Source organism: uncultured Campylobacter sp. (genome assembly GCF_937997595.1).
In the GTDB taxonomy this organism is placed as follows: domain Bacteria; phylum Campylobacterota; class Campylobacteria; order Campylobacterales; family Campylobacteraceae; genus Campylobacter_B.
In genome coordinates this window covers 21,999-31,340 of sequence record NZ_CALKTS010000007.1, presented here as the reverse complement: position 1 = coordinate 31,340, position 9,342 = coordinate 21,999, and the positions used below count along the sequence as shown (strand labels likewise).

At 47.5% G+C, this 9,342-nt stretch carries 12 protein-coding genes and 1 pseudogene; 4 read left to right on the top strand and 9 right to left on the bottom strand.

Going from position 1 to position 9,342, the window contains the following annotated elements:
* Together Q0614_RS00400 and Q0614_RS00395 are read right to left on the bottom strand one after the other, a co-directional pair.
* A pseudogene (locus tag Q0614_RS00400) lies at window positions 1-130 on the bottom strand (radical SAM protein); the annotation flags it as partial.
* A 122-nt stretch (window positions 131-252) separates the two neighbouring features.
* Window positions 253-462 carry a hypothetical protein gene (locus Q0614_RS00395; RefSeq protein ID WP_298785714.1) on the bottom strand — a complete coding sequence of 70 codons (210 nt, stop codon included), beginning with the start codon at window positions 460-462 and terminating at the stop codon, window positions 253-255.
* A 97-nt stretch (window positions 463-559) separates the two neighbouring features.
* On the opposite strand from Q0614_RS00395, the gene Q0614_RS00390 reads away from it, so the two are divergent.
* The gene (locus tag Q0614_RS00390; protein WP_298785712.1) at window positions 560-1,618 is read left to right on the top strand and encodes a DUF3137 domain-containing protein; all 1,059 of its coding nucleotides are present in this window, start codon (window positions 560-562) and stop codon (window positions 1,616-1,618) included.
* A 171-nt stretch (window positions 1,619-1,789) separates the two neighbouring features.
* Here Q0614_RS00390 and Q0614_RS00385 read toward each other — a convergent pair whose 3' ends face one another.
* The 3 genes from Q0614_RS00385 to Q0614_RS00375 form a co-directional block, all read right to left on the bottom strand.
* Entirely contained in the window at window positions 1,790-2,452 is a 663-nt protein-coding gene (locus Q0614_RS00385; protein ID WP_298785711.1) for a hypothetical protein, read from the bottom strand.
* 486 nt (window positions 2,453-2,938) lie between these two features.
* The gene (gene lysM, locus Q0614_RS00380) at window positions 2,939-3,361 is read right to left on the bottom strand and encodes a peptidoglycan-binding protein LysM (protein WP_297895404.1); all 423 of its coding nucleotides are present in this window, start codon (window positions 3,359-3,361) and stop codon (window positions 2,939-2,941) included.
* A 198-nt stretch (window positions 3,362-3,559) separates the two neighbouring features.
* Entirely contained in the window at window positions 3,560-4,762 is a 1,203-nt protein-coding gene (locus Q0614_RS00375) for a chloride channel protein (RefSeq protein WP_298785710.1), read from the bottom strand.
* A 100-nt stretch (window positions 4,763-4,862) separates the two neighbouring features.
* On the opposite strand from Q0614_RS00375, the gene Q0614_RS00370 reads away from it, so the two are divergent.
* The gene (locus Q0614_RS00370) at window positions 4,863-5,075 is read left to right on the top strand and encodes a hypothetical protein (protein ID WP_298785709.1); all 213 of its coding nucleotides are present in this window, start codon (window positions 4,863-4,865) and stop codon (window positions 5,073-5,075) included.
* 253 nt (window positions 5,076-5,328) lie between these two features.
* On the opposite strand, the gene Q0614_RS00365 is transcribed toward Q0614_RS00370, so the two are convergent.
* From Q0614_RS00365 to ribA, 4 genes are read right to left on the bottom strand one after another with little or no spacing between them, the layout of a single operon-like run.
* Window positions 5,329-5,871, bottom strand: coding sequence for a hypothetical protein (locus tag Q0614_RS00365; protein ID WP_298785707.1), 543 nt, complete (start codon window positions 5,869-5,871; stop codon window positions 5,329-5,331).
* A complete protein-coding gene (locus Q0614_RS00360; RefSeq protein WP_298785705.1) occupies window positions 5,868-6,074 on the bottom strand; it encodes a hypothetical protein in 207 nt (68 codons plus the stop codon). Before Q0614_RS00360 ends, Q0614_RS00365 begins: the two co-directional genes overlap by 4 nt.
* Complete coding sequence (rsmG, locus tag Q0614_RS00355; RefSeq protein ID WP_298785704.1) at window positions 6,074-6,652, bottom strand: 16S rRNA (guanine(527)-N(7))-methyltransferase RsmG; 579 nt, start codon at window positions 6,650-6,652, stop codon at window positions 6,074-6,076. Before rsmG ends, Q0614_RS00360 begins: the two co-directional genes overlap by 1 nt.
* Window positions 6,649-7,209 (bottom strand): GTP cyclohydrolase II, encoded by a 561-nt coding sequence (ribA, locus tag Q0614_RS00350; RefSeq protein WP_297905488.1) that lies wholly within the window; start codon window positions 7,207-7,209, stop codon window positions 6,649-6,651. Before ribA ends, rsmG begins: the two co-directional genes overlap by 4 nt.
* A gap of 63 nt (window positions 7,210-7,272) precedes the next feature.
* Between ribA and hemB the strand changes: the two genes are divergently transcribed.
* Together hemB and argF are read left to right on the top strand one after the other, a co-directional pair.
* Window positions 7,273-8,250, top strand: a complete 978-nt coding sequence (gene hemB, locus Q0614_RS00345; RefSeq protein ID WP_298785703.1) for a porphobilinogen synthase — start codon at window positions 7,273-7,275, stop codon at window positions 8,248-8,250.
* A 157-nt stretch (window positions 8,251-8,407) separates the two neighbouring features.
* Entirely contained in the window at window positions 8,408-9,331 is a 924-nt protein-coding gene (gene argF, locus Q0614_RS00340; RefSeq protein ID WP_298785702.1) for an ornithine carbamoyltransferase, read from the top strand.
* Window positions 9,332-9,342 lie beyond the last annotated feature (11 nt).

The following is a 9,342-nucleotide window of genomic DNA, read 5'->3' as shown; positions in this document are numbered from 1 at the left end:
TCACCGGCTTGCCCGCGCCCAGCTCACAGTAGACGCAGTTGAAGTTGCACTGCTTGCGCTGCGGGCTCAGATCGATACCTAGGCTGCACCCGAACCTACGCGAGGCGACGGGCCCGAAAATATATCTCATTTTTGCTCCATGATTTGATTTGCGTGCAGCGGCGTTTTTGGCGCAAGATTTCGCCTTAAATTTTACTTTGCGGAATTTAATTTGCAAAATTTTAATTTGAAATTCCGCGTCGTGAAATTTTACTAAAATTTGCTTTTAAAAAATTTAGCTAGGAAATCCCGCTTTGAAATTCTACGTAGCAAATTTATGCCTTGGAATTTAACTTCCGCGTGCCGAAATTTAGCGACGCTTTTATGCGAAATTACACTTCTGCGCGCCGCCCCGCTAGGGCGGAATTTTAAGCTTAGAGTTTTGAATTTATCCTTAAATTTAGGGTGCTGTGCGAAATTCATATAAAAATCCGCCTTATGTGCGGACGAGTGAGCTTTGAAATTCCAAAATTCCTAGAATTTTGCTAAAATTGTGGCAAATTTAAAGAAGGGCGAAATTTTGACTATTTACGATTTGGAGCGCCTGCGACTGGACGCGAAAAAGCACGTGGAGCAGCTAAAGTTTATCGTCGTCGTAAGCACGATCGCCTTGTTTGCGGTGTTCGGCGCTATCGCGTATTTTGCATATAGGCAGGGCGCACAGAGCCTTAGCGCGACGATGCTTATGCTGCTGGCGGTCGCCTCGCTCGCCGTGAGCCTTAAAGAGGTGCATCTAAACGGCTGGCAAAAGGATCTCATCGGCACGGAAAATATTTTGAAATTCGGCGCGGTCGCGATCTCGTTTTTGATCTTCAAATACTCCGCAGCCTTTCCGCAAGCGTTGATAGGCCTGACCGCGCTGGCGCTTGGGGCGTGGTTAGCGACGCGACTTTACGCGCTCGGTGTAAAAAGCATGCAAGATATCTTTACGGGGCGGTACCGCCAAAGCTACAAGCAGCACTATCTGGCGCCTTTCGTGCGCGAGCTCGGCTACGAATACGTCTCCTACAGCAGCGTGCCGTTTTGGCGCGTGGTGCAGAGCGATCTGTTCGAATTCATCGAAAATCTGCGCGGCAACGACCGCGTGGGCGGCGCGTGGCAGGGGGTGAGCTTTGAGTTTAGCGACGTGAGCTTTTTTCATCAAAATTTGCAACACGAGCTCGTGGGGGCGTTTTTCGTAGCGGAATTTAACAAGCGCATTATCGCGCCCGTTTTCATCTATCCGCGCGAGATGCAAAATAAACAGCACGTAGGTCTAAAGCCCGTTGCGATGGACAACGTGGAGTTTGCCGCGCGCTACAAGGTGCTTAGCGACGAGCCGCAAAACGCGATGTACGTGCTAACGCCTGCATTTATGGAGCGATTTTTGGCGGTGGGCGATGCGCTCGGGGCGCAGATCTGGGCGAGCATCAGAGAGCGGCGGATCCATATTTTCGTGCACACCGGGCGCGATAATTTCGAGCCTAGCGTCTATGAAAGTGTGCTGCGCCGCGACCCCGCAAGCGAGATAAAGAGCGAAATTTTAAACTTTTTGAGTATCGTTAAAATTTTAAAACTGAACGTGAGGATTTGGATTTAATAAAATTTGAGCGGTATTTTTACTAAAAATTTTTAACTCTTAAAAGATAATTCGGCGCGTCTAGGTCTTTATTAAATTTTGATTTCATACGAGGCTATTTTCTAAATATTTATCGCTTAGCTGCTTATCAAATTTTTGCTTTACGTCTAAAACCTGCTCTTTACTCCTAGCTTATATAAAAATTTGCGGCCGAATTTTATCTAAATTTTTTCCCGTTTTTAATAGAAAATAGGTTTTTAGCTCCTTGTATTCGCCGCTCGTTAAAATCGAGGCGTCGATAATGAAATGCTTATCAAAGATAATCAAACTATCGCCGCTTAGCATATCCAGTCCAAGCCCTAGCCCGTTTATTATCCTAAAAATTAGCAATGGAAGCATGCCGAGCCCAAATGCTATCGGCACTATGAATGGGGCTATCGCATAGCCCTTAAAGTAAAAAACCGTAGACATCAAAACGAAGTAGATCATAACGACGCTAATTACAAACTTTTTTGTGATTGTCGGCAATTGGGGTTGGGAAGGCCCAAAGGTTCGTTTTATCCCCACTATATTTGATAATTTTATTTCGAGCAGGACTAAATTCTTCTTCGTAGAAAAATACTCTATGGCGGAATTTTTAAATTTAATATAGCAACTTCCGAGCTCTTTTGGCCGCCTGGTTAGCTCTCCAGGGTGCCTATATGGAGAGAGGTATGAAATAATATCTAAAAGAAATAGAAACGGCAGGTATAGCTTTATCATCTCTATCGCGTTGTCTTTGATGATTATCGGATATTTGTCGTAATCCCTAGTTTCGGTCTTTTTTAGCGTAGCGCCGATTTCAAATTTATCCAAATTTAGCTCTTTATAAATAGAATTTCAAAGCGTTTTATATGTTCTCAAATAGGATGGCAGCGCGCAAGCGCGGCGGATAATCCACTATCCGCCGCAGTACGGCTCGTAAAACCACCCTACGGCTTAAAATCAAAACCCGTCTCGCAAAAACAAATCCGCGGCTCGTAAGTCTGCAGTCTGTAAAATCCATAGCTCACACAATCATGCCGCGCTATCGGTTCATAAAATCATAGTTTAAAAACTGCGCTGCACAGCCAGCTCAAAATCACGCTCCACAAAAAACCGCGCTCGCGCTGTCAGTCTGTAAAACCGCGCCGCCTCGCTAACTCGTAAAATTTAGCTCGCCAAAGTCGCGCTGCGCCGCACAGCCAGCTTAAAATCACGCCCCGCAAAAACAGCGCTCGCGCCGCCAGTTTGCAAAACCGCACTTCGTAAAACGTAAAATCCGCGGCTTACAAAACTAAGCCGCAGCATTCAAAAGCGAGCTTAAGCTTTTGGAATTCTGATCTTCTGCCCCGGATAGATGAGGTTCGCGTCTTTGATAACCTCGCGGTTGGCGTCGAAAATAACCTTGTATTTATTCGCGTCACCGTAGAATTTCTTCGCGATTTTAGATAGGTTATCGCCCTTTACGATAGTGTAGTAGTTCTCGGCGCTATCCTCTCTAATGCCCTCGATCTGCACGTTTTTAATGCCTGCGGTGTTGCCCGCGATGAGGGCTGCTTTTTCGAGAGTTTCCTTATCGGCGTTGCCGCTGATTTTGACGGTGTCGCCCTGCACCTCGACCTCTAGCCCCTCTACCGGCGTCGAGCTGAGATTGGTGGCGATCTCGTCTTTTACGGATTTGGCGTCATCGCCTAGACCTAGTAGTTTCTTGCCTGCTTCGGCTACGAATGAAAGTAAACCCATGTTTTCTCCTTTGGTTAAAGTGGCGAAATTTTATCTTAAATTTACCAACGATCAGCTTATGCGCATATCCTTACGGCTCCGACCTAGCCCAATGTTGTGACCTACCGCGCTTACTCTATGCGCGACAGCAGGTTTTCAGACCATCATCGCCGCGCCCGCCTATTCATATTTGCAGCGTATGAATTATAAGCGTCGCGACTACGCTAAATTTTTCGTCAGTAAATTTCTAGCGATCACGGCGCATACGATGCTAAAAACGACGACCGAATATGAGTTTATATTTAGCCCGCAAAATCCAGCGCTTAGGGCAAAGGCGCAAAGCGGCGCGTTTAAGTTGATCGCTAAAAAGGCAGCCCCTCCGCAAACCCCCGCTGCGCTTAGGCTAATAGGTAGAATTTCGCCGATCGCAAATCCAACGCATAGCCCCAAAACTGCGCCCAGCGCGAAGCTTGGCGTTAGCGTACCGCCATATCCGCCGCAGCGAAAGATCATCAAAATGCAAAATGCCTTGCAAAGCAAGATCGCAAGCAAATACGGGCTAAAGGATGTGGAGTCGAAAGCAAACTGCGCTGCGGAGCGTCCGTTACCTAAAATTTCAGGCACGTATGCGCCGATCGCCGCGGTAAGTAAAAACGCAAGTGGCAGTGTAAGCGCGATTTTGAGGCTTTTTATGCGCAGCTTTTCGCACAAGCGCACCCCGTCTTGAAAGTATTTCGCCGCGACCCCCGTGACAAGCCCAATTAGAGCCGCTGCGAGTAAATTTTGCGGGGTAGGGGCGAAGTTTGAAACTACGTAATAAATTTCTTTTGAAGCTCCGAATTCTGCTGTAGCTGTAGCCACCGCGCTAGTAGCAAAGGCGCACAAAATCGCTCGAGTATCGAAGCTTTTAAGCAAAATTTCTAGGCTAAAAAGCGCGCCCGCTAACGGGACGTTATATACAGCACCTAGTCCCGCTCCCGCGCCGCATGCGACAAATAGCCGAAGCTCATCTCCGCCGATATTTAAGGCGCGGCAAATTTTAGCCGCAAACAAGCCGCCCAGCTCGCGCGGAGCAGCCTCACTGCCTACCGGTGCGCCCATGGCGATGGCTACGAGCTGCAAAACTGAGTGGATTAAATTTTGCCAAAACGGCGGATTTTGCCCCTCCATCATTGAAGATACGTTTAAAAAAGGTTTTAGTCTTATTAGCAGAATTCTAATTAAAGTTACGATTGCGCCGGCTGCGAGGACGCTAAGAAAGCGCCTAAGCGCAGTGGTTTGCTCTGTGATAATGTGAAATTCCTCATCATTATGCCCGAAAGCAAAAGTTTCAATTTCGTTGATGCCGAAGTTTAAGAGCCCTGCGCAAAGCCCCATTATAACGCCTATCGCAAGGATCGCTAGAAAGAATTTAGTACTCAAAATATGCCTTTTTGAAACGCATAATTATATAAAATTTTAGCTTTAAAAAATCCTTACCGCGCGCATAAAAGCAGCTAAAACGCGAGTAAATTTTAAAATAATGGCTAGGAATTTATATCGTTCTGTAAGTAAAATTTTACAAAATTCTATGAAGCTTAGGCAGAGGCAGAATTTTATTTACGTTAATTGCGCGAGTAAAATTTACGTAGATTTTATATCGCGCGTAGAAAATTTAGTAAAATTTCGCATCGCGCGGGAGGATAAAATTCTTTTTGAAATTTCTTGCCGCGAGGCCAGGCGAAATTCTACGTAAAATTTAAATATATCCGAGCGGGTAAAATTTTAAATTGAGTAAGCGAGAGAATTTCGCAGAGGACGCGTGGGATTCGCGCAGAATTATAATTTGCGAAAGAGGGCAAAATTCCGCGTAGAATTCCGATCCGCGTAAGCGGGTGAAATTCGCGTTAAATTCTAAGCCGCGAGGCTAGGCAAAATTTCGCGCGGAATTTTAATTTGCATGAGTCATAAAAATTTTACGCCCGCGAACAAATTCGCTTAGGATTTTGCTATTTTTTCCAGATATCGTCATTTTTACCGGCTGCGGGCGCGCTTAGCTTTTTATCCAGAGCCGAAATTTTATCCGCGAGCTTTTGCGCGCCGCCGAAAATTTCATCTTTTTTCGGAAGCCCGAAGTGAAATTTAAAGCCTACGCTATCTCCGATGCTTGCAAGTAGCGATTTAGGCGCGTTTGCGATCGCGTCTTTAAAGATTGCCGCGTCGATTCCGAGCTCCGAGAGGTTTTTTAGCGCCCGCGCAGAGCCGATAAACATCGCGATCTTGGCGTCGAAAAGATAATCGTTGGCTAGCTTTTGCGCGGCCGCGGCGGATTTTTTATCCACGACGATGAAGCGCGCGCCTGCGCCGTTTGCGAGTAAAATTTCATTTATATCATTCGTAATAACGCTAAATTTTTTCTGCACCTTTTGCGCCGCGGAGATGAGCCTGTCGTTAAATTTAAAGAGCAGATTGTCGTATTTGAAAACTTCGTCGCCGTTTTTGATGAGATACAGCGGCTCGTAGGGTACGAGCGCGTGGCCTAGGATGATCATTTGCCGCCCCTTAGTTTGGCTTCGCAGGATTTGCAAAGGCGCTTTTTGTCGCGCAGAGCAAGCTCGTCGTTGCTAAAGTACGTCCCGCACTCGTCGCACGCCAAAAGCTCGGTCGCATCGTCCTTTTTCTTTACGCGAAATCTAGGCGCTATCAAAAAATATATGAGCGCCGCGATGACGGCTATGGCTAGAATTTTTCCCATTATTTCACCCCTTTGATCACTAAAAATTTTCTATTTTTCAAAGCATTTTCATCGCTAAAAATTTCGCAGCGCGCGCTTGCAAATTCCTTGCGGAATTCCGCCGCTTCCGCCTCTGCGCCCGAGCCTTTGTAGAGCAAAAACGTCGTGTTTTGATCGTAAAAGCCGCGGCAAATTTCAATTAAGCTTCGCGCGCTCATTAGCGCTCGCGAGCTTATCAGATCGGCGCGCAGCTCTGCGCCGTCTTGCACGCGCTCGGCGTGGATTTTTACGTTAGCTAGCGCAAGACTAACCTTCACGTAGGTTAGAAACGCCGCTTTTTTTTGATTTGGCTCAAACAGATGCCACTCGCACAGAGGCAGCGCGAGCGCCAAAAATATCCCGGGAAAGCCAGCTCCCGAGCCTATGTCGCACGCGATGCGCGGATAGCGCGGTATGAAATTCGCTCCGCTTAGGCTGTCGCGCACCACCGCGTCCAAATCGTGGTAATTCGTGAGGCTATGGACGCGGTTAAATTTTTGCAGACAGGCTTTAAATTTAGCGATCTGTTTGTTAAAGTTTTCGCTCGGCGCAAGCTTCACAGCAGATGCCCCATCTGCTCTTTTTTGACGCGCAGATAGTTTTCGTTAAATTTATTGGGCGTGATGATTATCGGCACGCGCGCGACCACTTCTACCTTCAGATCGTGCAGCTTTTGCGGGTTGTTCGTAAGCAGATTTATGCGCGAAATTCCAAAATGAGCGAGTATGAAATCCACGATCTCGTAGGTTCGCTCGTCCGCTTTGAAGCCGAGCTGATGGTTTGCTTCGATCGTATCGAGGCCCTGATCTTGCAGCGCGTAGGCGTTGATTTTATTAAAAAGTCCGATATTGCGCCCCTCTTGACGCAGATAGATCACCATGCCGCCGTGCTCCTCGATATATTTTAAGCTCGCTTCGAGCTGTTCGCCGCAGTCGCACTTTAGGCTGCCGATCGCATCGCCGGTAAGGCACTCCGAGTGGATCCGCACGTTTACGACGCCCTCCAAAGGTTGCTTAAATATCACTAGATGCTCTTTCTCGCCTTGCTTAAACGACTGAACGCGGAAGCTTCCGAAGCGGGAGGGGAGATTTGCGACCTCTGAAATTTTTATATCCATGCTTAAATTTACTCCGATTGTGATATTATAAATCTCACAATTCTAGCTAAAAAAGGAAAAATAATGTTTAAACGATTTAGGAGACTACGAATAAACCCCGCGCTTAGGGATCTGGTGCGACAAACCGATCTGCAAACCCGCTTTCTAATCTATCCGCTTTTTGTGGTGGAAGGAAGCGGCATCAAAAAGGAGATCGCCTCGATGCCCGGCGTATTTCAGATGAGCTTGGATGAAATTTTAAAAGAGTGCGAGGCTCTTTTGTCGCTAGGACTAGATAAAATTTTACTTTTCGGAATTCCTTCGCTAAAGGACAGCATCGGCTCGGACGCGCTAAGCGAGGACGGCATCATCGCGACTTCGCTGCGCGCGATAAAGGCTAAATTTCCAAATTTATTAGTAATCACCGATCTGTGCTTTTGCGAATACACCGACCACGGGCACTGCGGCATCATCGATCATGTGCATCAGACGGTGGATAACGACGCGACGCTTGAAATTTCGGCGCAGCAGGCACTCATCCACGCCAAAGCAGGCGCGGATATGATCGCACCCAGCGGCATGATGGACGGCATTATCGCTACCTTGAGAGAGGCGCTCGATCACGGCGGATTTGAAAATTTACCGATTATGGCGTATTCGAGCAAGTTTGCCAGCGGCTATTACGGGCCGTTTCGCGACGTGGCGGAATCAGCGCCTAGTTTTGGCGATCGCAGCAGCTACCAGATGGATCCCGCAAATAGATTTGAGGCGATCAACGAAAGCCTGCAGGACGAGGCGCAGGGAGCGGATATCTTGATGATAAAGCCCGCGCTTGCGTATCTGGATCTAATCAGAGACCTGCGGGAGCGCACGCTGCTGCCGATATGTGCATATAACGTAAGCGGCGAATACTCGCTACTGCAGGCGGGCAAAAAGGCGGGCGTGATCGATTATGAGCGCGTGATGATGGAGACGATGATAGGTATAAGGCGCGCCGGCGCGGATATGATCATCACCTATCACGCCAAAGAGATCGCGGAAATTTTAAATTCGCGCAGGTAAAATTTTAAAAATTTTGGAATTTTAAAATTTCGCAGCAGCAGCGAGACTTGGTTTTTGAAATTTACTTCGCGGCACGTAGCGTAAATTTAAAATTTTAAAGCCGAATAAAACGCTACGTAAGCGAAAACAGTGTACAATTTAACCAAAAAGGAGCAATGTGAGGCACTTTCTTACGTTAAACGATTTTAGCAAAGACGAGATAATCGAAATTTTAAATTTAGCGTTTGAGATTAAAAAAGAGGCTAAGGCGCGAAATTTTAAGCCGTATTTGAAAGATCAAAAATTAGCGATGATATTTGAAAAAAGCTCGACTAGGACGCGCGTTAGCTTTGACGTGGGGATGAACGAGCTCGGCGGGCACTCGCTGTTTTTGAGCAGTCGCGACATACAGCTCGGGCGAGGTGAGCCGATCAAAGACACTGCGCGCGTGATTTCGCGAATGTGCGATCTAATCATGGCGCGCGTAAATCGCCACGAGACGTTAATAGAGCTTGCGGAATTTAGCCGCGTGCCGGTGATAAACGGGCTAAGCGATAAATTTCATCCCGTGCAGCTAATGGCGGATTTAATGACGATCGTGGAGCGCGGTATTGAAACTCCAAAGATAAAAGCCGCCTACGTGGGCGACGGCAACAATATGACGCATTCGTGGCTCATGCTTGCCAGCAAGCTTGGCTTTGAGCTGCGAGTAGCGACGCCCGTGGGCTACGAGGTCGATCCGCAGATACTGGCGCAGGCGCGGCAAAATGCCGAAATTTCAGGCGCTAAAATTTTAATAACGAACGATATAAAAGAAGCCGTAAGGGGCGCAAACGTCGTGACGACCGATACTTGGGTTTCGATGGGGCAAGAAGCCGAAAAGGAGCAAAGAATTCGCGATTTCGCGGGCTTTTGCGTGGATGAAAGCTTAATGGCTCTGGCTGAAAAAAACGCGATCTTTTTGCACTGCCTGCCGGCGTATCGCGGATACGAGGTGAGCGAGGCCGTGTTTGAAGCGCACGCGGATGAAATTTTTGCAGAGGCGGAAAATCGCCTGCACGCGCAAAAGGGCGTTATGGTCTGGCTGGATCAAAGAAGGTAAATTTAGGAGAA